The organism is uncultured Maritalea sp. (genome assembly GCF_937139385.1).
GTDB lineage: Bacteria > Pseudomonadota > Alphaproteobacteria > Rhizobiales > Devosiaceae > Maritalea > Maritalea porphyrae_A.
Map to the genome: position 1 here is coordinate 1 of NZ_CAKZPW010000157.1, position 3152 is coordinate 3152.

A 3152-nucleotide genomic window follows, 5' to 3' on the forward strand; every position below is an offset into this window, starting at 1 on the left:
TTTAATCGGCTTGCTATTGCTTCTAATTGAAGGAGTCGCTCTTTGCTCTCCGAAAGCCACCTGAGGGTCGCTTCGTCAGCTTTCTCACAGATGAAGAATTTTCGAAGTCGCCAAAAATCATGAGTGATTGTCCAGTGCTCGGACTTTTTGTCGGCGGCGCTCGCGCTCTCCAAATCGCTGAGACGTTTATCGATATAGGTTTCGAGCCATTTGTTATCTCCGTTTGTGGAGACCAAATCGAACAGGCTACTCATACTGTTCAGGTGCATATGCGGATAGCGCTGCATCCACTCAACGCATAACTTATCGCGTAGAGGTTCGAATTGAGGTTTGTGAAGAAGCCTGTCAACGCCGGAGTAAAAATGCTCCATTGGCCGGAGTAAAAATACACCACTTGGCACGATGGTAGGTTTGTCCCCAGACCCGCACAGCGCAGTGCCATCCCACAGCGACGAAGCTGGGCGGGGCTGTGGTCAAGCCGGGCTCTCAGAGGGATTGGTCAGTTTATTTCGGTTGAGCGCTTTGTTTCAATCGGTAACTATCGCCGTTCATTTCCAGAATATGGACGTGGTGGGTCAGCCGATCCAAAAGAGCGCCTGTAAGGCGTTCCGAACCGAATGTGCCTGTCCATTCATCAAATGGTAGGTTCGATGTCACAATGGTCGATCCGCGTTCATAGCGCTGTGAGAAAACCTCGAACAGAAGTTCTGCGCCAGTTGGCGATAATGGCACATATCCCAGCTCATCGATAATCAACACGCTGTATTTGGCCAGTTGCTTTTGAAGGCGTATCAAACGTTTTTCGTCGCGCGCTTCCAGCAACTCATGAACCAGTGCTGATGCTGTAATAAAGCCGACTGAAAGACCCTTCTGACAGGCTGCCAATCCAAGGCCAAGAGCAATGTGGGTTTTGCCGGTTCCGCTGTTGCCAACAGCAATGATGTTTTCTCGGGCGTTTATGAAATCGCACCGCGCCAGTTCCATCACCAACATCTTGTTGAGGTTCGGGATGGCTTTAAAATCAAAGCTGTCGAGGCTCTTGGTCGCTGGAAACTTGGCTGCTTTGATTCTGCGTTCCACCATTCGCCGTTCGCGGTCTATAAGTTCCAGCTCGCTCAATCTCAAAAGGTATCGAGTATGATCGACACCCTCGGCCGCGCACAGCTTTGCAACCTTGTCATATTCCCGCAAGAATGTTGGTAGTCGCAGGGACTTCAGGTGATGAGGCAGCAATAATTGCGGTGTATCATTGGGTGCATTACTCATGATCTTCCTCCCGTCAGAAGCGCCATGTAGTCACCTGCTGAGGTGGCTGCGACATGAGCCTTTGGCAAATATGGGTATACTGTCATATCCAACCTTGGCGGGCGTCGTTCAATTCGGCACAGCACCAAATGCTTCACAGCGTCAAAGCCAATGGTACCTCGTTCAAGCGCGTTCTTGATCCCAGCTTCAACGTCGGTCATATTAAACGTCTCCAACAACCGCAGCACTTGTACGAACTCGCGCTTGCCAGCTTTGCCCATACGAGCTTCCAGCAAACGCCGCAGCGTTATGAAGCATTGTGGCAGTTCCCAGCCCGCCAGTGGTGCTGCCTGATCAAGCGCATTGGTCTTTTGCTCCAGCAGTGCAAGGTAATGAAGCGGATCAAAGATATAATCTTCTTTCTCCCATGATCGCGGATGACGGGCAACGATCTCAGTTCCCCAAGCAATCACGACCTCATGGACATAGCCTCGAACCAAAACTTGTTGATGTCCATATTGCGTGGGAACGGAATAGTCATTGCCACGGTAGCGCACCAGAGACAGTGAACTAACGCGCACAAACTGCTTGTCGCACGCGTCATATGGAACCGCGGGTAAAGGTTGTAATTGTTCAGCATCAGCGACAAACCGTTCGCCAATCGTGCCTTTGTGGCCGCGCAATTTATCACCCATTCGCTTGCGGCATTGGTCGGCTAGATTAGCATTCAAATCATCAAAGCTAGCAAACCGTGGCTTGGGCACCATAAAGTTGCGACGGGTGTAACCAACCATGCCCTCGACCTTGCCTTTATCATTCCCTTTGCCGGGACGACCAAACCGATCAGCAAACAAATAATGAGATACCAGTTCCGAAAACACACGAGTGCGCTTGCGTTTGCCGTCACCCAGGATACGAGCGACCGCGATCTTGGTGTTGTCGTACAATATCGAAATCGGCACACCGCCAAAGAAGTCGAACGCAGCAACATGAGCGTCGCAAAACGCTTCAGTTGTCTCAGATGGATATGCCTTCAAAAAGCACGCATCTGAATGCGGCAACTCCATCACCAAAAAGTGGATCTTGCGCTCCACACCACCAATAATCGCAAGCCCTTCACCAAAGTCGGCTTGGGCGTGACCTGCTGAATGGGTCAGCGGCACAAACATCTCTCGTTGTGCCTGCTTCGCCCCAAAGATGTAATCCTTCACGACCGTAATGCCGCCAGTATAGCCATGCTCATCACGTAAGCGCTCAAACACGCGCTTTGACGTGTGTCTCTGCTTCTTTGGAACCGACTTGTCAGCTTCAAGAATGGCGTCGATCACACCAATATAGGGATCAAGCTTAGGGCGCTGTATCGGTGCAGTACGCCGATACCCAGGCGGTTCAGAATACGCCAACATCTTCGCAACACTGTCTCGGCTGATCCCAAAATCCCGAGCAATCTGACGCCCACTCAAACCTTCCTCAAAGTGAGCGTGACGAACCTTCAAATACAATTCCACGGTGAAAATCCCCAAGCCCTCCCATCAAATGAAAGGGCAAAAGTGGCCGACTTTTACGCCGCCCGCGACAGCACTGTGCCGCCGCTACCGTGGCCGAGTATTGCTCCGCCGTTCACACCATCTGTTCGTCAGTCGCTGTTGAATTCATATGTACACACTCTAACACATATCAGGACAATTTTGCCAGTATCGGCTTTAAAACAGGTCGGCGTGTGTGCCCGTTCGCATCATCTTCCAGCGCTAAGACGTAGTTCATGCAGTTCTGAACTCGGCGAACACCGCCTCAACTTCTTGCGGGGTCGCAAACCGTCCGGCGTCAGCATCGGCTATGCCGTGATCGATCGCAGCTAAATGCGGGACTGTTGCATTATTTGAGGTGATTGGCCACTTTCAGGCTTT

General features: G+C 51.3%; 3 protein-coding genes. All 3 read right to left on the bottom strand.

Annotation, left to right across the window (positions count from 1 at the left end):
• The coding region (locus Q0231_RS06625) for a hypothetical protein (protein ID WP_299346595.1) at positions 1-287 on the bottom strand (287 nt) is incomplete at its 3' end.
• A 217-nt stretch (positions 288-504) separates the two neighbouring features.
• Entirely contained in the window at positions 505-1266 is a 762-nt protein-coding gene (istB, locus tag Q0231_RS06630) for an IS21-like element helper ATPase IstB (protein WP_299346598.1), read from the bottom strand.
• Positions 1263-2762, bottom strand: a complete 1500-nt coding sequence (gene istA, locus Q0231_RS06635) for an IS21 family transposase (protein ID WP_299346601.1) — start codon at positions 2760-2762, stop codon at positions 1263-1265. Before istA ends, istB begins: the two co-directional genes overlap by 4 nt.
• Positions 2763-3152 lie beyond the last annotated feature (390 nt).